General features: G+C 71.7%; 17 protein-coding genes and 1 tRNA gene. 11 read left to right on the top strand and 7 right to left on the bottom strand.

The window, feature by feature from the left end; genetic code table 11:
- Positions 1-3: 3 nt before the first annotated feature.
- Entirely contained in the window at positions 4-1,350 is a 1,347-nt protein-coding gene (locus tag OG206_RS04950) for a DUF2254 domain-containing protein (protein ID WP_327112587.1), read from the bottom strand.
- A gap of 190 nt (positions 1,351-1,540) precedes the next feature.
- Between OG206_RS04950 and OG206_RS04945 the strand changes: the two genes are divergently transcribed.
- From OG206_RS04945 to rbsD, 6 genes are all read left to right on the top strand, one after another.
- A tRNA-Leu gene (locus tag OG206_RS04945) sits at positions 1,541-1,628 on the top strand.
- Positions 1,629-1,839: 211 nt separating this feature from the next.
- Positions 1,840-2,859: a LacI family DNA-binding transcriptional regulator gene (locus OG206_RS04940; protein WP_327112585.1), complete on the top strand. Its 1,020-nt coding sequence runs from the start codon at positions 1,840-1,842 to the stop codon at positions 2,857-2,859.
- The gene (locus tag OG206_RS04935) at positions 2,852-4,390 is read left to right on the top strand and encodes a sugar ABC transporter ATP-binding protein (protein WP_327112583.1); all 1,539 of its coding nucleotides are present in this window, start codon (positions 2,852-2,854) and stop codon (positions 4,388-4,390) included. Before OG206_RS04940 ends, OG206_RS04935 begins: the two co-directional genes overlap by 8 nt.
- Positions 4,380-6,344, top strand: coding sequence for an ABC transporter permease/substrate-binding protein (locus OG206_RS04930; RefSeq protein ID WP_327112581.1), 1,965 nt, complete (start codon positions 4,380-4,382; stop codon positions 6,342-6,344). The genes OG206_RS04935 and OG206_RS04930 overlap by 11 nt, the downstream gene beginning before the upstream one ends.
- Before the next feature lie 20 nt (positions 6,345-6,364).
- Entirely contained in the window at positions 6,365-7,294 is a 930-nt protein-coding gene (locus OG206_RS04925) for a ribokinase (RefSeq protein WP_327112579.1), read from the top strand.
- A complete protein-coding gene (rbsD, locus tag OG206_RS04920) occupies positions 7,291-7,680 on the top strand; it encodes a D-ribose pyranase (RefSeq protein ID WP_327112577.1) in 390 nt (129 codons plus the stop codon). Before OG206_RS04925 ends, rbsD begins: the two co-directional genes overlap by 4 nt.
- A gap of 214 nt (positions 7,681-7,894) precedes the next feature.
- On the opposite strand, the gene OG206_RS04915 is transcribed toward rbsD, so the two are convergent.
- Both OG206_RS04915 and OG206_RS04910 read right to left on the bottom strand, forming a co-directional pair.
- The gene (locus OG206_RS04915; protein WP_327112575.1) at positions 7,895-9,430 is read right to left on the bottom strand and encodes an ABC transporter substrate-binding protein; all 1,536 of its coding nucleotides are present in this window, start codon (positions 9,428-9,430) and stop codon (positions 7,895-7,897) included.
- Positions 9,427-11,451 carry an ATP-binding protein gene (locus tag OG206_RS04910; RefSeq protein WP_327112573.1) on the bottom strand — a complete coding sequence of 675 codons (2,025 nt, stop codon included), beginning with the start codon at positions 11,449-11,451 and terminating at the stop codon, positions 9,427-9,429. The genes OG206_RS04915 and OG206_RS04910 overlap by 4 nt, the downstream gene beginning before the upstream one ends.
- A 360-nt stretch (positions 11,452-11,811) precedes the next feature.
- Between OG206_RS04910 and OG206_RS04905 the strand changes: the two genes are divergently transcribed.
- Positions 11,812-12,246 carry a VOC family protein gene (locus OG206_RS04905; RefSeq protein WP_327112571.1) on the top strand — a complete coding sequence of 145 codons (435 nt, stop codon included), beginning with the start codon at positions 11,812-11,814 and terminating at the stop codon, positions 12,244-12,246.
- Here the strand turns inward: OG206_RS04905 and OG206_RS04900 are convergent.
- Positions 12,218-13,051, bottom strand: a complete 834-nt coding sequence (locus OG206_RS04900; RefSeq protein WP_327112569.1) for an N-formylglutamate amidohydrolase — start codon at positions 13,049-13,051, stop codon at positions 12,218-12,220. The genes OG206_RS04905 and OG206_RS04900 overlap by 29 nt on opposite strands.
- Before the next feature lie 120 nt (positions 13,052-13,171).
- Between OG206_RS04900 and OG206_RS04895 the strand changes: the two genes are divergently transcribed.
- Entirely contained in the window at positions 13,172-13,831 is a 660-nt protein-coding gene (locus OG206_RS04895) for a class I SAM-dependent methyltransferase (protein WP_327112567.1), read from the top strand.
- Between the two features lie 104 nt (positions 13,832-13,935).
- Here OG206_RS04895 and OG206_RS04890 read toward each other — a convergent pair whose 3' ends face one another.
- Positions 13,936-14,814 (bottom strand): septum formation family protein, encoded by an 879-nt coding sequence (locus tag OG206_RS04890; protein ID WP_327112565.1) that lies wholly within the window; start codon positions 14,812-14,814, stop codon positions 13,936-13,938.
- Positions 14,815-15,161: 347 nt separating this feature from the next.
- Here OG206_RS04890 and OG206_RS04885 point away from each other — a divergent pair, with 347 nt between their 5' ends.
- Positions 15,162-15,674, top strand: a complete 513-nt coding sequence (locus OG206_RS04885) for an anthrone oxygenase family protein (RefSeq protein WP_327112563.1) — start codon at positions 15,162-15,164, stop codon at positions 15,672-15,674.
- A 49-nt stretch (positions 15,675-15,723) separates the two neighbouring features.
- Here OG206_RS04885 and OG206_RS04880 read toward each other — a convergent pair whose 3' ends face one another.
- On the bottom strand, positions 15,724-15,948 hold the full coding sequence (locus OG206_RS04880; protein ID WP_327112561.1) for a hypothetical protein: 225 nt from the start codon (positions 15,946-15,948) through the stop codon (positions 15,724-15,726).
- 374 nt (positions 15,949-16,322) lie between these two features.
- Between OG206_RS04880 and OG206_RS04875 the strand changes: the two genes are divergently transcribed.
- A complete protein-coding gene (locus OG206_RS04875; protein WP_327112559.1) occupies positions 16,323-17,855 on the top strand; it encodes a hypothetical protein in 1,533 nt (510 codons plus the stop codon).
- 362 nt (positions 17,856-18,217) lie between these two features.
- On the top strand, positions 18,218-19,237 hold the full coding sequence (locus tag OG206_RS04870) for an alpha/beta fold hydrolase (protein WP_327112557.1): 1,020 nt from the start codon (positions 18,218-18,220) through the stop codon (positions 19,235-19,237).
- Between the two features lie 77 nt (positions 19,238-19,314).
- Here OG206_RS04870 and OG206_RS04865 read toward each other — a convergent pair whose 3' ends face one another.
- Positions 19,315-19,899, bottom strand: a complete 585-nt coding sequence (locus OG206_RS04865; protein WP_327112555.1) for a TetR/AcrR family transcriptional regulator — start codon at positions 19,897-19,899, stop codon at positions 19,315-19,317.
- Positions 19,900-19,920: the final 21 nt, after the last annotated feature.

The raw sequence follows: 19,920 nt of genomic DNA, 5'->3' as shown, positions 1-19,920 counted from the left end.
GACTCAGCAGATGCCCTGCCGGTCGGGGCGCAGCGCGAAGGCCCGGTCGGCGGCCTCCGGCACCGTGCGCTCCACGGCCTGCACCAGGAGCGCACGGTGCCGGAGGAGCGCTGCCCTCCGCCCCTCCGGGGCGAGCAGCAGCAGATCGTCGAAGGCTGCCAGCAGCCGTCGTGTGACCTGCGGGTTCCCGGCCGCGCACCAGCGGATCTCCTCGAAGGCGAGGTCCACGAGATCGGTCCACCCCGGTACGTCCTGGACCAGCCGAACCCCGCCCCGCCGGTCCCGGTGGAGCAGTGGGCCCAGCGGCAGGTCCGCGGCCGCCGAGAGGAACTGCACGATCCGGTCCAGGCACTGGACGGCGGTCGTCGGATCGTTGACCGCCGGCGACAGGGCACGCAGAGCGATGTCCGACAACTGCCGCAGGCCGAAGGCCGGGTCCTGGTACAGGGCCCGGTCGACCCCGACGAACAGGGTGCGCCCCAGGGCCCGCGAGGACGGCACGGCCCCGCCGTGCACGGACAGGACCGGTGTCCCGGGCACCACGAAATCCCCCGTGCGCGGCAGGAGTCGCAGCACGGTGCCGTGACGCTCCGCTGCCCGCACGAGCCGTGCGACGTGCACTTCGCGCAGCACGCCGGCCCTGCCCCGGTGCATCACCCGTGCGGTGGCCGGCCCCAACAGGGGCTGTGTCCCGGGCCCGCCGGAATGCCGCGCCAGTGCACGGAGGGACTCGCGGGCGATGTGGTCGAGGACCGGGCCCACCTGCATCAGCCGCAGGGTCGCGGAGACGTAGGCCACGAACAGCAGCAGGCTCAGGCCCACCAGACCCAGGGTCAGCAGGCTCTGGAGGAGCGGCACCGAGGTCACGCGCCGGGGGTCGGGGTCCGTCCCGCCCTCGTACGAGGTCAGGACGAGCAGAGAGAACGCGAAGGTGGCCAGGAACACCGTCAGTGTGAGCTTGCTGATCCTGCTCCGCACGAAGATCCGCACCAGGCGAGGGGTCATCTGCCCGCTCGCCATCTGCACGGCCACCAGCGAGATGCTGAAGACGACACCGATGAAGGTCATCATCGCCGCGCTGACGGTGGTCACGATGGTCCGTGCGTCCACGGCGAAGGAGAGGAGATCCCCGAGTTCCGCGTACGCCCGTTCCTTCTTCAGATGCGCGACGATCGCGCTGTCCAGTTCGGCAAGGCCCCACCACAGGCAGAAAGCCACCACCAGCCCCGCCGTCGGCGCGAACCAGAAGCTGTCGCGCAGCCGCTCGCGCAGCGAGGTCAGCGCGCGCGGCGGCCGGTGGACGTGCCTGCCCCGGCCGCTCTCGCCCCGCGGGCCGCTCTTGCCACTCATGCCCGCGAAGGTAGCCCGACGCGACGGTACGCACACGCCACGCCACGGAGAGTGCCAGCGGTGACGTCCTGTGCGTGCGGGTGTCCCAGCACCGCACTGACCACCTAAAACGCAGGTGAGAGGCACCCCGAACCCCTGGTATTGTTTTCTTTGTCGCCACGGGGAACACACCGTGAACGGCAGACACCTTGTCCGGGTGGCGGAATGGCAGACGCGCTAGCTTGAGGTGCTAGTGCCCTTTATCGGGCGTGGGGGTTCAAGTCCCCCCTCGGACACCAGTGAGGACCCCAGTCGATCTGGGGTCCTTTCGCGTTCCCGGGAGTGGGGCGGGGCGGGAGCTCGGCTCCCCCGCATGTTGTTTGGGTCACATCCGACCTCCAGGTACTTGTTTTCGGCCATGTAATCGATTCCAATCAACTTTGTAATCGATTCCACGGCTCGTTCCGTAGGTCTCGATGCTCACGGAAACCACAAGGAGGTGGTCCGGAAATGGCGAGCATCAAGGATGTCGCGGCCCAGGCGGGAGTGTCTGTCGCCACGGTCTCCCGCGTCCTCAACAGCCATCCCTCCGTCAGCCCGGACGCACGCAGACGCGTCCTCGCCGCCGTCGACGCGCTCGGCTACCGGCCCAACGCCGTGGCGCGCTCACTGCGCACCGACCAGACGCGCACCCTCGGCCTCGTCATCAGTGACGTACTCAATCCGTACTTCACCGCCCTGGCCCGCTCCGTGGAGGAGGAGGCCCGCGCGCTCGGGTACAGCGTGATCATCGGCAACGCCGACGAGCGGCCCGCACAGCAGGACCACCACGTCCGCACGCTCCTGGACCGCAGGATCGACGGACTCCTGGTCTCGCCGGCGGACGGCGAGTCCCCGCTGCTGCTGGACGTCGCACGCACCGGCACCCCGATGGTCTTCGTGGACCGCTGGATGCCGGGGGTGGACGTCCCGGTCGTCCGCGCGGACGGGCACCTCGCCATCCAGGACCTGGTGGCCCATCTGTACGCGCTCGGCCACCGCAGGCTCGCCATCATCGCCGGCCCGGCGGCCACCACCACGGGCAACGAACGTGTCGAGGCCTTCAGGGAAGCCATGAGGGCCCATGGGCTCGCGCTGCCCGACGCCTACATCGGGCAGGGCGACTTCCAGGCCGACAGCGGCCGGCGCGCCACCGAGCACTTCCTGTCGCTGCCCGAACCGCCCGAGATCGTCTTCGCCGCCGACAACCTCATGGCGCTCGGCGCCCTGGACGCCATCCGCGCCCGGGGCCTGCGCGTCCCGGAGGACATCGGGATCGCGGCGTTCGACGACATCCCGTGGTTCGTCCACACCGGTCCGCCGATCACCGCGATCGCCCAGCCGACGGGCGACCTCGGCCGCGCCGCCGTCCGCGCGCTCGTCGACATCGTCGAGGGCCGCTCCCCGCAGTCCGTCACCCTGCCCGCGCGCCTCGTCGTACGCAGCTCCTGCGGCGAGCGCATCCCAGTCCCGGGAGCAACGAGTGAGTGAATCGGTCGAGTTGCTGCGCATCGAAGGCGTACGCAAGACCTTCCCCGGTGTAGTCGCCCTGGACCGGGTCGATTTCGACCTCCGCAGCGGCGAAGTGCACGTCCTTCTCGGTGAGAACGGTGCCGGCAAGAGCACCCTCATCAAGATGCTGTCGGGTGCCTACCGCCCGGACAGCGGCCGGATCTTCGCCGGCGGCCAGGAGGTGCGCATCCACGGCGCACAGGACGCCGAGAAGCTCGGAATCGCCACGATCTACCAGGAGTTCAACCTGGTTCCCGATCTCACGGTCGCCGAGAACATCTTCCTGGGCCGTCAGCCGCGCCGCCTCGGCATGATCGACCGTGCGCGCATGGAGGCCGACGCCGAGGTGCTCCTGCGCCGCGTGGGCCTGCACGTCTCCCCGCGGGTCAAGGTCCGTGAACTGGGGATCGCCCGGCTGCAGATGGTCGAGATCGCCAAGGCGCTCAGCCTGGACGCGCGCGTCCTGATCATGGACGAGCCGACCGCCGTACTGACCTCCGAAGAGGTCGACAAGCTCTTCGGGATCGTGCGGCAGCTGCGTGCCGACGGCGTCGGCATCGTCTTCATCACCCACCACCTGGAAGAGATCGCGGCCCTCGGGGACCGCGTCACCGTCCTGCGGGACGGCCGCAGCATCGACCAGGTGCCCGCCACGACACCCGAGGAGGAACTCGTCCAGCTGATGGTCGGCCGCAGCATCGACCAGCAGTACCCGCGCGAGCGGCCCGAAACGGGCGAGGCACTGCTCTCCGTCCGGGGACTCACCCGCGACGGCGTGTTCCACGACATCACCTTCGACGTCCGGGCCGGTGAGGTCGTCGGCCTCGCCGGACTGGTCGGAGCGGGCCGCACCGAGGTCGCCCGCGCCGTGTTCGGCGCCGACACCTACGACTCCGGCTCGGTCGACGTCGCCGGCGAGCGGCTCGGCAAGCACGACGTGACCGCGGCCATGGGAGCCGGCATCGGACTCGTCCCCGAGGACCGCAAGGGCCAGGGGCTCCTGCTCGACGCCTCGGTGCAGGAGAACCTCGGCCTGGTCACGCTGCGCTCGGCGACCCGTTCGGGAATCGTCGATGTCAAGGGGCAGCGTGCCGCCGCCGCCCGCATCGCCGAGCAGCTCGGTGTGCGGATGGCCGGCCTCGGCCAGCACGTCCGCACCCTGTCCGGTGGCAACCAGCAGAAGGTCGTCATCGGGAAATGGCTCCTGGCCGACACCCGGGTCCTGATCCTCGACGAGCCCACCCGGGGTATCGACGTCGGAGCCAAGGTCGAGATCTACCAGCTCGTCAACGAGCTCACCGCCTCGGGACACGCCGTGCTGATGATCTCCAGCGACCTCCCCGAGGTCCTCGGTATGAGTGACCGGGTCATCGTCATGGCCCAGGGCCGCATCGCCGGGGAACTCCCCGCCCAAGAAGCCACCCAGGACGCTGTGATGGCACTCGCCGTCAGCGCCGCCCCCACAACCGCACCCACCGAGAAGGCAGAGGAGAGCCCCCGTGGCCACTGACACGCATCCGAGCACCAAGGGCGCCGGCGGCGCCGGGAACACCCTCCGCCGCCTCCTGCTCGAGAACGGCGCCCTCAGCGCCCTGATCGTCCTCGTGGTGGCGCTGTCGCTGCTGTCCGGCGACTTCCTCACCACCCAGAACCTGCTGAACGTCGGTGTGCAGGCCGCCGTAACGGCGATCCTCGCGTTCGGCGTCACCTTCGTCATCGTCTCCGCCGGCATCGACCTCTCCGTCGGATCGGTCGCCGCACTGTCCGCGACCGTGCTCGCCTGGTCGGCCACCTCGGCAGGCGTGCCCGTCTGGCTGGCGGTCATATTCGCCATCGCCACCGGTCTGGTCTGCGGGCTCATCAGCGGCGCCCTCGTGGCGTACGGCAAACTGCCCTCGTTCATCGCGACGCTGGCCATGCTCTCGGTCGCCCGTGGTCTGTCCCTGGTCATCTCCCAGGGCAGCCCCATCGCCTTCCCCAGCTCCATCTCACACCTGGGCGACACCCTCGGCGGGTGGCTGCCCGTCCCGGTCCTCGTGATGATCGCGGCGGGCCTGATCACGGCGCTCATCCTGGGCCGCACCTACATCGGCCGATCCATGTACGCGATCGGCGGCAATGAGGAGGCCGCACGCCTCTCCGGGCTGCGGGTCAAGAAGCAGAAGCTGGCGATCTACGCCCTGGCCGGCCTCTTCGCCGCCGTGGCCGGCATCGTCCTCGCCTCCCGCCTGACCTCCGCGCAGCCCCAGGCGGCGCAGGGTTACGAACTCGACGCGATCGCGGCGGTCGTCATCGGCGGTGCCAGCCTCGCCGGTGGTGTCGGCAAGGCGTCCGGCACCCTCATCGGTGCGCTGATCCTCGCCGTCCTGCGCAACGGCCTCAACCTGCTCTCGGTGTCCGCCTTCTGGCAGCAGGTCGTCATCGGTGTCGTCATCGCCCTCGCGGTGCTGCTGGACACCCTGCGCCGCAAGGCCGGCTCGGGTGCCCCGTCCGCCGCCGGTTCGTCCGCCGCGGCCGGGTCGCCGGGGTCGAAACGCAAGAAGACGATGGAGCTCGGCATCGCGGTGGTCGTCGTGGCCGCCGTCGTCGCGGCGGTGTCGTTCTTCCACTCCGGCTCCTCCGGAGACACCAAGAAGATCGGTGTCTCGCTCTCCACCCTGAACAACCCCTTCTTCGTCCAGATGAAGCAGGGCGCGCAGCAGGAGGCCAAGAAGGCCGGCGTCGACCTGACCGTCACCGATGCCCAGAACGACGCCTCGCAGCAGGCCAACCAGCTGGAGAACTTCACCAGCTCGGGCCTGGACTCCATCATCGTCAACCCGGTGGACTCCGACGCGGTGGGCCCCAGCGTCCGCAGCGCCAACAAGGACGGCATCCCGGTGGTCGCCGCCGACCGCGGCGTCAACAAGGCCAAGACCGCGACGCTCGTCGCCTCCGACAACGTGGCGGGCGGCAAGCTGGCGGCGAAGACGCTCGCCGAGCGCCTCGGCGGCAAGGGCAGCATCGTCGTCCTGCAGGGCACGGCCGGTACCTCCGCCAGCCGTGAGCGCGGCGCCGGCTTCGCCGCGGGCATCAAGGCCTACCCGGGCATCAGGATCGTGGCCAAGCAGCCCGCGGACTTCGACCGCACCAAGGGTCTGGACGTCATGACCAACGTGCTCCAGGCCCACCCCGGGATCACCGGAGTCTTCGCCGAGAACGACGAGATGGCGCTCGGCGCGGCCAAGGCACTCGGCAGCAAGGCCGGGAAGACCGTGTCGGTCGTCGGCTTCGACGGGACCCCGGACGGCCTCAAGGCGGTCAGCACGGGCACCCTGTACGCCTCCGTGGCCCAGCAGCCCAAGGAGCTCGGGAAGATCGCCGTGCAGAACGCGGTCCGCGCGGCAGACGGCAAGAAGGTCGACAGCACGGTGATGGTGCCGGTCAAGGTCGTCACCCGGCAGAACGTCGCCGACTTCTCCTGATCAAGGAAGGCACGATCCAGATGTACGTCAACGAGGACCCCGCACCCTCCCGGTACGACCTCCTGGTCGTCGGCTCGGCCAACGCCGACCTGGTCGTCGGCGTCGACCGCCGGCCAGGACCCGGGGAGACGGTGCTCGGCTCCGACCTCGTCGTCCACCCCGGCGGCAAGGGCGCCAACCAGGCGGTCGCCGCCGCCCGCCTCGGAGCCCGCACGGCTCTGCTGGCCCGGGTCGGCGACGACGCCCACGGGCGGCTGCTGCTCGCCTCGCAGCAGGAGGCGGGCGTCGACACCGGCGGGGTCCTCGTCGGCGGCGCGCCCACCGGGGTCGCCCTCATCACCGTCGACCCCTCGGGAGACAACAGCATCGTCGTCTCGCCGGGAGCCAACGCGCGGCTGACACCCGGGGACATCAGGGCGTCGGTCCCGCTGTTCGCGGCGGCCCGCGTCGTCTCCGTACAACTGGAGATCCCGCTGGACACCGTCGCCGAGACGGCGCGCGCACTGGGCCCGGACACGCGCCTGGTCCTCAACCCGTCCCCCCCGGCGCCGCTGCCCGACGAGGTGCTGGCTGCCTGCGACCCGCTGGTGGTCAACGAGCACGAGGCGCGGTTCATCCTCGGGGAGGGCGCCGGGGACACCCCGGAGTCCTGGGCACGGGGGCTCACCGGCCTCGGCCCGCGCTCCGTCGTCATCACCCTGGGCGCGGGAGGCGCCCTGGTCTCCGACACCCGCACCGGCGAGGCCGTACGCGTGCCGAGCCCGAAGGTCGCGGCTGTGGACACCACCGGCGCGGGCGACGCCTTCACAGCGGCCCTGGCCTGGCGCCTCGGGCTGGGTGAGGAACTCGTCCGGGCCGCCGGGTTCGCCGTGCGGGTCGGCGCGGCGGCCGTCACCAAGGAGGGCGCACAGGCGTCCTTCCCCACCTCGGAAGAAGTCGCGGCACTGTGAAGAAGACCGGCATACTCAACCGCCACCTCGCGGGAGCCGTGGCCGAACTCGGCCATGGCGACGGCGTCCTGATCTGCGACGTGGGCATGCCCATACCGGCCGGTCCCCGGGTCGTCGACCTGGCTTTCATAGCGGGCGTCCCGACGTTCGCCGAGGTCCTGGACGGACTGCTGGCGGAACTGGTCGTGGAGAGCGCGACGGCGGCCGAGGAGATCGCGGAGGCCAACCCCGAGGCGGCCGGTCTCCTGGCCGCCCGCCTGCCCGCGCTCACGCACGTGTCGCACGAGCGGCTGAAGGAACTCACCCGATCCGCCCGCCTGGTGGTGCGGACGGGTGAGGCGCGCCCCTACGCCAACGTGCTGCTGCGGTGCGGCGTCTTCTTCTGACCGCCCGACCGCCTTACCGCCCGACCGCCGCGGGGCGCATCCGCTCACCCGCGGCGGGCGGGCGCGGGCTCGCGCGCGTCGCCGGCTGAAGACGATGTCGACCACCGGAGCGATCGGGCAGGCCGACTCCGGATCCGACTGCCCCGGCAGCCGGGCGCGGCACGACCTGCGGGGCGCGACGGCGATCGGGTGCGGGCCGCCGTGCGCCGTCGCCCTACGGCGTCAGCACCCCCCGGAAGGTGTACACACCCGAGGGTTCCATCCGTACCAGCGCCATGGGTTTGCGGTCGGGATTGCCGTCCGGGGCGAAGGAGATGGGCCCGCTGAGTCCCGACACCGAGGCGCGTCCGCTGAGCTGGAGCAGCATCTGCAGTGTGGCACCGGTGTTGACCTGCCCCTTGCCGTCCGGGCCCGCCGCGTTCCGTATCGCGATACCCAGGGTCCAGACCGCGTCGTGCCCCATGATCACCTGACCGTCCTGGAGCACCTGCATCGTCTCGTCGGGCGCTCCGCCGAACTCCGTCCTGTACAGGCCCAGGAAGTCCGGCAGCGGGTTGTTCGCCTCGGCGTAGAGGCGGCCCGCGAGAGCCGGGTGGGCGAGCGACGAGTACAGGACGGTCACCCTGCTGTCGGTCCACTCCGTCCGGAACTTCTCCCGCCGCGCCTCGCTCTCCAGCGAGCCGTAGTACGCGCCGACCGCGTCGTCACCCGTGATCAGCGTGACCGGGCACCGGCGGTCGGGGGCGGACATCGAGTAGATGAAGTTACGGATGTTGACGCCCCGGCCGGCGAAGAACACCGCGTCCGGGCGGAGGTCGCACACCTTGTCCGCGACGGACGAGAAGGCGTTGGAGACACCGTCCACCCCGGACAGGAACTCCAGCGGGGTCCCCTCGATCTCCAGGCCCCGCCCGGCCGCCGCCGTCGCGAACGCGGTGGACATCGACGTGTTGTAGATGTCGTCCTCGTTGCGGTCCCGTATGACGGCGACCTTGAAACCGGGATCTTTCTTCTGCTGAGCCCTCAGGTAGTTGACCGCACCGACCGCCTGGTCACGGTTGGGCGCGGAGGTCCGGAAGAAGCCCGGGCGGGCCGCGTCCGACAGACTGTCGGCGGTGACCGTCGCCCCCATCATGGGGATGCCCGCGTCGCGCAGCGCGTCGACGGCGTTCTTGGTTCCGCCCCGGCTCTGGCCGAAGCCCGCGACGGCGACGAGGTGGTTGTCGTCCTTCGCCATCGCCACGAGGTCGCCGGTGAGGGTCCGCCACTGTTCCGAACGCAGACCCAGGTTGCCGACGAGCAGGCGTACCTGCGGGAGATCGCCCCGCCCGGCGCCGAGGTCCGGGTCGTTCAGTTCGCGCTGGGCGAGGTAGGCGCCCATCAGCTCGCCGCGCAGCCCGTACTTCGCCTCCTCCTCGCCCTTGACCGTGGTCAGGGGCTCGATGTACGCCACGGAGACGAACTGCTTGCCGGACTCCTCGACCCGTTCGTTCTCCGCCTCGATCTTGCCCATGACCTCCTTCAGCGAGGGGTCGAAGGCGAAGGAGCCGTCGCTCACGCCGATGCACTCCTCCCGGGCCCCCTTCCTGAGGATGCCCGGAGCGCATTCCGCCTTCTCGTGCTGCCAGGCCCGGTACGCCTCCGCACCGCCCCACACCGCCGCCGCGAGGACCACCGCGCCCGCGATGATCCACGGCGCCTTGCGCCGGGGCGGACGCGGGGGGACGAACGTGCCGTCGTCGGAGCTCACCACCACGGCTTCCTTTCGTAGCGTTGCGCCATGCGCAGCAGCACATGGCGGTCGTGTTCGTCACCGATCGGCCGGCGGAGGGTCAGGAACTCCTCGACGATGTCCGGATACAGCTCCGCGTAGGGGTCGCCGAGCGGATCTCCGTATGGCTGGGCCGCCCCCTCCGGCCGTGGATGCGGGGTGATCCAGCCGGCCGCCAGCAGCCGGGTGATGGCGCGCCGCGGGGCGTCGCCCCCAGCGACACCGACCAGCCGCTCGTACCGGTCGCGGGCCGACTCGGGCAGGGCGCCGTCCCAGCGGCACGGGGCACGCTGCAGCCAGGCCAGGTCCGCGCACCACGCGTCGGCGCCCACCTCGTCGAAGCGGTCCCGGAGATAACCCACGGCCGAGCCGAGGTCGTCCAGCGCCAGGTCGTGATACGCGACGGTGCGCAGGTCCCCCCGCGCGACCGCCGCCGCACGCAGCGCCCGGTGCGCGCCCGTCCACGAGCCGGGCCCGCCGTTCTCCGGGGCGCCGTCGAGGCGGCGCAGCAGCAGGAAGCGGGTCAGCCGGTGCAGGGCGGGGAGTCCGTCGTCGGGTTCGGGCACGGTTCGCAGGTCGTCCGCGCAGTAGCCGACGAACTCCCGGAGCACCGGTTCCTGCCCCTCCCACAGGGACTCGCAGGTCTCCGCCCGGCCGAGGGTGACCCCGGCGGCCGCCCGAGGCATCAGCCGGGCCAGTTGCCCGGAGCAGTCGCGCAGCAGGAGTTCGAGCAGTCGCGGGCCCGCGGACACCGCCGGGACCGGCTCGACACTGCCGTCGAGAGGGGCCAGGCACTGGTGCATGCGCGCGTCCCACGGCATGTCGGCCGGCATGCGGCGCAGACCGTCGAGCACCTCGGCCGTCCCCGCGGGGTGGCCCCGGGTGACCTCGTACACGATCCAGCCCAGCCACTGCACGGCGTTGTCCGTCCGCGGCAGGACGGAGCCCGCGGGCAGCCTGTCGAGGGTGGCGGCGGCATGGGCCTCCACCTCGCGTCGGCTCAGGTCGCGCAGCTGACCGGCCACCACGAGCGGTCCCGCCGACAGCGGCCTGAAGTGGGAGTGCCGCGGCCAGCTCTCGCGGTAGTCGGGACGGTGCCCGCTGCCGGTCTCCGCGCGGACCAGCGTCTCGGGACGCCGGCGTGCGGTCGTCACGACGAGGAGCGGGTCGGGACGGCCCGAGCGCTCGCGCGATTCGAGCAGGAGCGTCAGGAACGCCTCGCCGGCCGGGGAGTCCGCGTTGTCCAGCAGTGCGAGGCAGTGCGTGGTCCGCAGCCGGTCCGCCCGGCCGGAGGCGTACGCGCCGCGCAGGTCGGCCAGGAAGGAGTCCAGCAGGACCCGTTCGGCCTCCGCGCGCTGCGCGGGATAGCCGTGGTACAGCCGGTTCACGCCGACGAGGAAGTCGGCTGTCGCGCCCCGCCCCGGCCCTGCGGCGGACGTCTCGGCGAACCTCCTGCGCAGGCGCAGCCCGAGCCGCAGACGCATCCCGCCCTGGACGAGGGGCATGACGACGGAACTCCAGCCGGGCAGCCCGAGCCCGGCGAGCTGGGCGACGCCGTCGACGATCCCCTGCAGTTCCTCGTACGAGTGCTCCCGGGCCCGCCCCGCTCTCAGCGCCTCGGCCATGTCGCGGACCGCCCGTTCCCGGCTGCCCGCGTCGACGGCCGTGCCCACGGCGGCGAGCAGGGCCCCCAGTGCCGGGAATCCCAGCCGGGGGATGCCGTCGTGGCGGGCGCTGAGCTGGAACGCCATCTCGATCAGTACGTCGATGGGTGTGCCACCGCGCTCGCCGACGGGCTCCAGATCGATGCTCGCCAGCGGTACACGCTGCGCCCAGTCGCGCAGATGACCGGTGAGCGCGGTCTTTCCGCTCCCGCGCGTGCCCAGCAGCATCAGGGCGGGTATCGGACGCAGCGGCCCCTGCTGCCTGCTCAGGGTCTCGGCCACACGTCCGCGCACCGCGATGTCACGCTCTGATCTGCCGGCTCTGCCGTCGGCCATCCACGTCCCCCCGCCGACCGGACGGCGTCCCGCCGGAACGCCGTAACTCGCCTGCGCCACAAGGGTATTCGCAGATGTTTCGGCAGGGAGGGGATCTCGCCACGGGCGCCCCTGGTGAGCCTCCCATGCGCCCCCTGCGCGCCCTGCCCGTACCGTCGGGGGCGCGCGCGGGGCGGTGCGGCGCCCGCTAGGATCACCCCCGTGACTGCCGGGTCGGCCATGGGCCACGTACGAGAGAAGCGCCCGGCCCCTGCGTGAGCGCGTGGCGGGCCCGGGCCCCGCCGTCCTGTCGTGCATTCCGGAGCGCCCTGCCAGGCGCCCCCGTCCCAGCGGAATCCACGACACGGAGACGTATCCGACATGACCCCCGCACAGCAGCAGTACCCGCCCGTGACCGATCAGGGCACCACCGTCGTCCAGTTGAACCACACGGCGGTGTACGCCCGAAACCGCGGCCGGTCGGCCGAGTTCATCGCCGCCGTGCTGGGCCTGGAGGTCGGCGCGCCGTTCGGGCCCTTCCTGCCCGTCGACCTCGGCAACGGCGTGACCCTCGACTACTACGAGCTGCGGGACGCTCCGGTGCAGGCGCAGCACTACGCGTTCCTGGTGCCCGACGCACAGTTCGACGACATGATCGCGCGCCTGCAGATGCTCGGAGTCACCCACTACGCCGATCCCGGGCACACCGAACCCGGGCGGATCAACCGCCTCTTCGGCGGTCGCGGAGCCTACTTCGAGGACCCGGACGGCCACAACATGGAGATCATCACCAGGCCCTACACCCGGCCCCGCTGACCGGGCCCCGGACACCCACCGAGTCCACCAGTGCCGCCAGCGCCGTGGCCAGCGCACCGAGTCCGGGTCCCGCCGGGCCGCCGGGCTCGGACATGTACAGGTCGCGGCGGATCTCGATCATCAGCGCGCCGACCCGGCGGTCCGTCCCGTAGTGCTTCAGCGGGACGTACGTGCCGGGGAACGGACTGTCGAGCCCCGTACCGCCGAATCCGGCGAACGCCGCCTCCGCCCGGGCCAGGAGCCCGGGCGGGGTGTGGAAGCCGTCGGTGCCCAGACAGACGGGCGGGCGGGGCCCGGTGCCGTGGAGTTCGTAGGGGAGAGCGGCGGTCGGATACGAATGGACGTCGATGACGACGGCACGGCCCGTGGCGGCGAGCCGTGCGTCCACCGCGGCGGTCATCGCCTCCGCGTACGGGTGGAAGAAGCGGTCGAGCAGCGGCTGCGGACGGTTCCCCGGAGGGCGCAGGCGCTCGCGGTGGGTGGTGTGCGTATAGACCGCTCCCATGCCGACGGCCAGCATCTCCTCCCGGTCGTCCGGGAAGCGCTCGGGGTCGACGACGAGCCTCGACAGGCCGTTCACGAACGTCCAGGGGGTCACCGCGCAGGCCTCGGAGGCCAGGTCCGCCAGTTCGGCGGTATGGGAGTCCGTGATGTGGTCGAGCTCCGCCTCCAGCGCCTCGTCGTCGAGAGAGATGCCCTCACGTACGTCTGCCGGGACGGCCCGCGAGGAGTGCGGGACGTGCAGCAGCACCGGCGACTCGGCCGCGCCTGCTGTCAGTCGGTACGGTTGTGGCTCTGGGCTCAAGGACCGGTCCTCCGAGGTGTGGCGGGGTGGCGACAGGAGGGGAAAGGCTACGCGGGTCGGAGCCGGATGCGCCCGTACGAGCGGCGGCGGTGTCCCCCCGTGGTCCCCTACAGTCGGCGGATGCCCGAACACTCCTACCTCGCCGCGGTCCGGACGTCCTACGACGCCGTCGCCGCTGACTACTTCGCTCAGGTCAAACCCCCGGAAGAGCTGGATCCCCTGTCGCGCGGGATGCTGAACGCCTTCGCCGAGACGGTGCTGACCACCGGCCTCGGGGCCGTCGCCGACGTGGGATGCGGACCGGGCAAGGTGACGGCGTACCTGGCCGGACGCGGGGTGCCCGCCTTCGGCGTCGACCTCTCCCCGGAGATGGTCGCACTGGCACGGCGGGCTCACCCGGACCTCGAGTTCGCCGTCGGCTCCATGACCGCGCTGGCGATCGACGACGACTCGCTCGGCGGCATCCTGGCCTACTACTCCACCCACCACACGCCACCGGCCCAGCTGCCCGCCGTCTTCGCTGAGTTCCACCGCACGCTCGCCCCGGGCGGCCACGTGATGCTGGCCGGTCATGCGGGAGCCGGAGAGCATCTGCGCCCGACGCGGGCCTACGGCGGTCACCCGGTGTCCTACGAGTCCTACCTGTCACCGCCCGACCGGATCGCCGAGCTTCTGCAGGGGGCCGGGTTCGTCCTCACCGCCCGGCTGGTGGAGGAACCCGCCGAGGGCGCCACGAGGACCCATGCCACGCTTCTCGCGCGGAAGCCCGAACGGGCCTGAGGAGCGCGGTCGTCCGGGGAACGGCGGGTGCGTGAGCGCCCCGAGCCGAGGTGAACCGGGCGGCGGACGCCCTGCCCCGTCCGCCGCCCGGGTGTGCCCGGACCTCAGTCGGCCCAGACGTCCGCGTCGTCGGCCGGCACCGTGGTGGCCAGCTTCAGTTCCTTGCGGGCACCGACCGTCCTGCTGGGGTCGATGCCGGTGAAGGCAAGGTCGTACGCGATGTAGAAGGCGTCCGTGTCCTTGGCCTTGGCGGCGTCGTCCCATGCACCGGCCGTCTCCTCCAGCTTGGTGCGGAGCTTGACGGTCTCCGGCTGCTGGATGCCCTTCATCGCCCTGAGGTGGCTGTCGAGCGCGGCGGCGACGGCCTTGGCCTGTTTCTTGTAGGCGGCCAGGTCGTCCTCGATCAGCTTGGCCTCGGGCTGGTTCGCCCACAGCGCCTCGTATACGGCGTTCGAGCCTTTGAGGTAAGCGAGCTGATCGGCATTCAGGGACTCGTTCTTCAGCGAGCCGGTGACGCTGCCCGATTTCTTGGTGTAGGTACAGCTCACCCCGCGGTCGCCGGTCCGCCAGCTCTGAGCCGTCGGGTAGTAGTAGAAGAGGTCGACGCCCGCCGGGACCGCCCAGGTGTCGGAGACGAACTTCTGGGACTCCACCGGGCAGCGCTCGTCGGCGATCTTCGACGCACCGTCCTCACCGGGGTACTCCGTGAGGCCGTCGATCGAGAACTCGCCCACGACCTGCCCCTTGTGCGGCTCCTTGCACGGGACGATCTCGACGGCGAACTCCTCGCTCGCCGTCGCCTCGCTGTTCGGGTTGAAACAGTCGCCCGGCGTGAGGGTGAAGACGGAACGCTGACGCAGCGCGGTCTTGGCGCCGGCCTTCGCGCTGTCGATGGCGTCGGAGCAGCCCACCGCTCCTACCGCGAGAAGGGCGACAACGGTCGATATACCGCGTACGGAGCGGGACGTGACACCGAAAAGCATGACGTGGGCATCCTCAAACGGAAGGGATGTGAACAGGTGTGCGCATCGTATGGCATAAGTGTGACGGTTCTGTTCATGGATGATTCATCGGCCGATGGCCCCGCGACGAGGGGGCCCGGCGGAAGGGCGCCCGGGCGGCAGCCGACCCGCAGAAGGCTTCGTGGCAGGCCCCGGCCGTCACCGCACCCCGCGACGAACTGACGAGAAAGGGCTGCGCGCGGAGACCGCCGAGACTACGATGCGCTGCGCCAAGGCCCGTGCAGCGAAGACCTGTTCCGGTACAACAGGCCCCGATGGGGGCCGCCATCCTTCACCGAGCGGGCGGCAGCCCCGGAACCGGAGTTTCCGTGAGAGCACTGCAGACCACGACACTGCTGGCGGCGACCGTCGGGGCCGCGCTCATGGCGGGCCTGTTCTGCGCCTTCGCGTACGCCGTCATGCCCGGCCTGTCCCGTACGGACGACCGTGCGTTCGTCCAGACCATGCGGCAGATCAACCGGGCCATCATCAACGGGTGGTTCCTGCTGCCCTTCCTGCTGCCCCTGCCCCTGCTCGTGCTGGCGACGGTCCTCGCGGCCAAGGGGCACAGCCCCGGCACCCTGCCCTGGATCATCGCCGCGCTCGCGCTGTATCTGGCAGCCTTCGTGGTCACCGGCACGCAGAACGTGCCGCTCAACGACGCGCTCGACAAGATCCCCGCGAACGCCGGGTCCGACGCTCTCCGGGACGCACGCGCGGCGTTCGAGGACGGCTGGGTCAGGTGGAACACGGTGCGTGCCGTCCTGCACACCGCCTCCCTCGGCGCCCTGCTCTGGGCGGTCCACCTCCACGGCGTCGCAGTACGGGAGTTGAACGCCTAGGGGAGGCCCTCGCACCCCCTGGTGAGACGTCCGCTCGCGCGATGGCCCGTCAGGCAGCCATGGCCAGTCCCGACGTGCCGGTCGAGGCGCCCGTCGTGGAGACGGGGTGAGCGAAGACGACATTCGCGAGGAGCAGGGGCACCCGGTCGCCGACCAGCACCAACGCCCCGCTCGACGCCAGGCCGACCCCGCCGCCGCAGACGACGAAGCGGAGGAACGCCAGGACGAGCGACGAGGTGGTGCGCTGCGCCTGCCGGCGCGCTGGGGCGGTCACGGAAGATCCTCCGGAAAGGGGTACGGAACGGTGATCCGATTCCACCCCACACGCCAGGGGTGACGCGTCACCCGAGCGGTGCGGTCGGCCCCTGCTTCCTCTGAGGGGTGTCCCCCAGAGGGGACTGGGGGACACCCCTGCCGGGCGGCGCGGAACCCGGTCACGCGAGGCACCAAGTCCACCGCATGTGAGGTGAGTTCGACCCCTTCGGCCCGCGGCGTCCGCCTGTCCGTGTCCTGCCGCGATCCCCCTCGTTGACCAGTGGCGGGCGGTCCCGGGACGGGACGGAGCGGCTGCGATCACGTCCGGCCCTGTGCGGGCGGGCGGGTGATCAGCCGCCACCTGCTCAGATCTTCGGCCCGGCGAGGAGAGCCATGCATGAGACCCGGGTGCGGACGACGGCACCGGAGCCGGCCGTCACCGCGCCGCACGACCGGCCGGGCGGTCCGCTGCCGTGGCTCACGGCCGTCGGCCTGGCCTTCCTCGTCCTGCAACTGGTCGTCGTCGTGCCGGGTTCGGGCCTCGCCTGGGACGAGACCGTCTACGTGAGCCAGGCCGGGGGCAACGCCCCACCCGCGTTCTTCAGCGCGCCACGCGCCCGGGGGATCTCCTACCTCGTCGCTCCGGTCGCCGCACTGACCGCGTCCACCGCCGTACTGCGGATCTATCTCGCCCTGCTGTCCGCAGGTGCGCTGGTCGCTGCGCTGTACGTCTGGCGCAAGGTGCTGCCCACGCCGGTTCTCGTCTGTGCGGGGGCGTTCTTCGCCGGGCTGTGGCCCACCCTGTTCTACGGCTCGGCCGCCATGCCCAACCCCTGGTGCGCCCTCGGAGCCCTGGCCGCAACGGGTTGGGTCGCCAGGCCGGTGCGCGACGGCGCGGCCGGCCGCAGGGAGGCGGTGGGCGCGGGCGCCGCAGTGGCGATCGTCGCCCTGATGCGGCCCGCCGACGGCTTCTGGCTGGCGCTGCCGCTGGTTCTCGCCGTCGTCGTGGTTCCCGGCAGGCGCCGCCCCGGTGTGGGTGCCGCTCTCGTGGCAGGGCTGGTCGCGGGGTGCGCCCCGTGGACCGCAGAAGCGTACGCGCGCTACGGCGGTCTCGGTGCGCGGCTTCACCGGGCCGGTGAGATCCAGGGCGGTCTGGGATGGAACATCGCCGTGGACGACCATCTGCGGGCGCTGGCGGGACGCACTCTGTGCCGCCCGTGCGACATCGGGTGGGAGAGTCCGGGAACGGCGCTCTGGCTGACGGTCCTTCCCGTGCTCGTCGTCGTCGGCGTCGTGGTGGCCCGCCGGTCCGGTCGCGGCGCCGTGGTGCTGCTCGCCGCGCTGACGGGACTGTCCATGGCCGTGCCGTACCTCTTCCTCGTCGGATACGCCGCCCCCCGCTTCCTGCTCCCCGCGTACGCGTTGCTGTCCGTGCCGCTGGCCGAGTGCCTGGTCCACCTCTTCATGCGCGCCCGGCATGCCCGCCGGCCGGGTGGTGTCGCCCTGCTCGCGCTGGTTCTGGCGGCCCACCTCACCGCGCAGTTCCTCGTCGTGAGCCACGTGGTCCGCGTCAGCCGCGCCACGACCGCACGGTTCACCGCGATGGCCGGGGCGCTTAACCGCTCGGGGGTGAAGCCGCCGTGCGTGGTCAGCGGGGCCGACGCCGTGCCGATCGCCTACTACGCGGGCTGCGCGTCACGGCAGACCGCGGGCCATGACGCGAGCACCACCCCCGCAGCGCTCCGGGAGGCCGCCCGGCACGTACCGACGGCGGTTCTCGTGGCCCCCGGCGAGGCGCCGCCGGCGTGGGCCGGCGACCGGCGGACCGTCCCCCTGCCACCGGGCAACGGCGCTGCGAGTTACCGGGGTTACGTGTTGCCGGTGGTCGCACCGGACGGGACGGGCCAGGCCCGGCGACCGCGCTGACCGGTCAGGCGGTCGACGGAGACCTCCGGTTCGTCCCGGCGGGGCAACACGTGCGGGAGAGCCCATTCGGCCCGCCTTCCGGGTTCGCGGGCGGGGCAGCGCGGTGCCACGCCCGGGCGGGGAGAGAGTGGGAGACGAAACCACGGCCGACAGAGGGAAGTTGCACGTGGCGGGTGGGCTGCGGTGATCATAGGGCGCGTCGGCGGCTGCGACTGCTGCACGCGTGTTACGAATGCCCGGACAGTGGATGGCCACCCCGGATCCCATCCGGGTGCCGCCTGAAACGTCCCCGTAATCCGCCCGGCGCGGGAGCTTCCTACTCTCGCTCGGGAATCGTCGGAACAGCGGACGGAGGCGGTGCCGTGGCCGGCGCATCAGCGCGCGGACGACAGGCCGACCACGGTGTGGGGCTGTCCCACCGCGTCATCCACGGCTACCGCCGTGCCTACCGGATCGCGGGGGAGGGCCCCGTCATCCTGCTGATCCACGGCATCGGCGACTCCTCCGCGACGTGGGCCGACGTGATCCCCGAACTGGCCCGGCGGCACACCGTGATCGCTCCGGACCTCCTCGGCCACGGAGCGTCCGACAAGCCCCGCGCGGACTACTCGGTCGCCGCCTACGCCAACGGCATCAGGGACCTGCTGGGGGTCCTCGGTATCGAGCGGGCAACCCTCGTCGGCCACTCCCTGGGCGGCGGCGTGGCGATGCAGTTCGCCTATCAGTACCCCGAGCGGACCGACCGCCTGATCCTGGTGAGCGCGGGCGGCGTGGGGCGCGAGGTGAACCCGGCCCTGCGGGCCGTGTCGCTCCCCGGTGCCGACCTGTTGCTGTCCACGCTGCGCCTGCCCGGCATGCGGCGGCAGGTCGGCCTCTTCACCCGGCTCATCAAGCTCCTCGACACCGACCTCGGCCAGGACGCCGGCGAACTGATCGACCTCGTCGACGCCCTCCCCGACGGCACCGCGCGCAGCGCCTTCATCAGCACTCTGCGCGCGGTGGTCGACTGGCGGGGGCAGGCGGTCACGATGCTGGACCGCTGCTACCTCACCCAGGGCATGCCCACCCTGCTGTTGTGGGGCTCGCGCGACAGCGTCGTACCCGTCCACCACGCCCGCGGTGCCCATGCGGCGATGCCCGGAAGCCGCCTCGAGATCTTCGAGGGCGCGGGCCACTTCCCCTTCCACAGCGACCCCGTCCGCTTCCGGGCCCTGGTCGAGGACTTCATGAGCACCACCGCCCCGGCCGACTGGAGCCCGGAGCGCTGGCGCGAACTCCTCCGCGCCGGCCGCCCGGGCACCGAGGACGGCGCACCGGATCCCGCGTTCGAACGCGCGGTGGACCAGGACCTCAAGGAAGCGAGCGAGCGGAGCGCCACCTGAGGCCGGTCGGAGCACCAGCGGGCCCGGCGCGCACGAGTGTGCGGCCGGGAGGCGAAGCCGGATCCGATCCGATCCGCTCAGTCCTGCCCGCCCACCACCTTGGCCACATGAGCGGCGAGATCCGCTCTCATCCGGTCCTCCGTCATGTGCTTCTCGCCCGCCAGGTGTTCCACCAGATCGGCGCGGGTCGCGGCCAGTAGCGCGTGGGCGGTGAAGTCACCGGCCGGGGCCGAGGGGATCTGCCGGAGGGCGTCGCGCAGTGTGCGGTGCCACCACGCGTAGTGCCCGGCCTCGTAAGGGCTGCCGCTGCCGGCCTCCTCCAGGGCGAGCGCGAGGTGGCGGTTGTCCAGCTTGAAGCGCATGACCGCGTCGAGCAGGGCAGGCACCCGCTCCCTGGGGGGCGTCGAGGGCCCGAGGGGGGCGGGGCCGGATTCCACGGCATCGCGCAGCGGCTGGATGCGGGCCTCGTACAGCGCCTGGATGAGACCGGTGCGGTCGCCGAACCGGCGGAAGAGGGTTCCCTTGCCCACGCCCGCGGCCGCCGCGACGTCGTCCATGGACACTCCGCGAGGGCTGTCGCTCCGGGCGAAGAGGGCATCTGCTGCCGCGAGTACGGCCTCGCGGTTGCGTACGGCGTCGGCGCGCTCCTTGCGCTCGGGCATGGCCGCTCCAGTTGCTAAACG

Source organism: Streptomyces sp. NBC_01341 (assembly GCF_035946055.1).
Taxonomy (GTDB): domain Bacteria; phylum Actinomycetota; class Actinomycetes; order Streptomycetales; family Streptomycetaceae; genus Streptomyces.
This window is presented reverse-complemented; position numbering and strand designations above follow the sequence as displayed.

Excerpts from the sequence above, each read along its gene's own strand:
- OG206_RS04950 (WP_327112587.1), bottom strand. The coding sequence starts at position 1,350 with ATGAGTGGCAAGAGCGGCCCGCGGGGCGAGAGCGGCCGGGGCAGGCAC.
- OG206_RS04940 (WP_327112585.1), top strand. The coding sequence starts at position 1,840 with ATGGCGAGCATCAAGGATGTCGCGGCCCAGGCGGGAGTGTCTGTCGCC.
- OG206_RS04925 (WP_327112579.1), top strand. The coding sequence starts at position 6,365 with ATGTACGTCAACGAGGACCCCGCACCCTCCCGGTACGACCTCCTGGTC.
- OG206_RS04910 (WP_327112573.1), bottom strand. The coding sequence starts at position 11,451 with ATGGCCGACGGCAGAGCCGGCAGATCAGAGCGTGACATCGCGGTGCGC.
- OG206_RS04905 (WP_327112571.1), top strand. The coding sequence starts at position 11,812 with ATGACCCCCGCACAGCAGCAGTACCCGCCCGTGACCGATCAGGGCACC.
- OG206_RS04895 (WP_327112567.1), top strand. The coding sequence starts at position 13,172 with ATGCCCGAACACTCCTACCTCGCCGCGGTCCGGACGTCCTACGACGCC.
- OG206_RS04890 (WP_327112565.1), bottom strand. The coding sequence starts at position 14,814 with ATGCTTTTCGGTGTCACGTCCCGCTCCGTACGCGGTATATCGACCGTT.
- OG206_RS04875 (WP_327112559.1), top strand. The coding sequence starts at position 16,323 with ATGCATGAGACCCGGGTGCGGACGACGGCACCGGAGCCGGCCGTCACC.
- OG206_RS04865 (WP_327112555.1), bottom strand. The coding sequence starts at position 19,899 with ATGCCCGAGCGCAAGGAGCGCGCCGACGCCGTACGCAACCGCGAGGCC.